The following is a 779-nucleotide window of genomic DNA, read 5'->3' as shown; positions in this document are numbered from 1 at the left end:
GACAGCGAGCTGCCCGAGCCGGTCATCCTGTGGGTGGCGAAGCAAGTCCAGGCCGAGCCGGCGAGCTGGGCAAAGTACGGCGAGCGCGACGTGACCCGTCGCGAGCATGCCCAGGAACTGCGCACCTACCTGCAACTGGCCCCGTTCGGCCTGTCCGACTTCCGCGCCCTGGTGCGCGAGCTAACCGAGCTGGCCCAGCAGACCGACAAAGGCTTGCTGCTGGCCGGTCAGGCCCTGGAGAGCCTACGGCAGAAACGACGCATCCTGCCGGCGCTGAGCGTGATTGACCGGGCCTGCTCGGAAGCCATTGCGCGAGCCAATCGGCGGGTCTACCGCGCCCTGGTCGAACCACTCACGGACTCGCATCGGGCCAAGCTGGACGAGCTGTTGAAGCTCAAGGCCGGCAGCAGCATCACCTGGTTGACCTGGCTGCGCCAGGCACCGCTGAAACCCAACTCTCGGCACATGCTGGAACACATCGAGCGGCTGAAGACATTTCAGTTGGTGGACTTGCCCGAAGGCCTGGGCCGGCACATCCACCAGAACCGCCTGCTCAAGCTGGCCCGCGAGGGTGGGCAGATGACGCCCAAAGACCTCGGTAAGTTCGAGCCGCAGCGCCGCTACGCGACCCTGGCCGCCGTGGTGCTGGAGAGCACCGCGACCGTGATCGATGAGCTGGTCGATCTGCATGACCGCATCCTGGTCAAGCTGTTCAGCGGCGCGAAGCACAAGCATCAGCAGCAGTTCCAGAAGCAGGGCAAGGCGATCAACGACAAGGT

At 65.3% G+C, this 779-nt stretch carries 1 protein-coding gene; it reads left to right on the top strand.

The window, feature by feature from the left end; all coding sequences use genetic code 11:
* The coding region (locus tag PG887_RS22530) for a DUF4158 domain-containing protein (protein ID WP_270822963.1) at positions 1–779 on the top strand (779 nt) is incomplete at both ends.

The organism is Aeromonas sp. QDB14, from assembly GCF_027707845.1.
Taxonomy (GTDB): domain Bacteria; phylum Pseudomonadota; class Gammaproteobacteria; order Enterobacterales; family Aeromonadaceae; genus Aeromonas; species Aeromonas caviae.
Note: the sequence above shows the minus strand (reverse complement) of the source record. Positions and strands in the feature narration are given on the sequence as shown.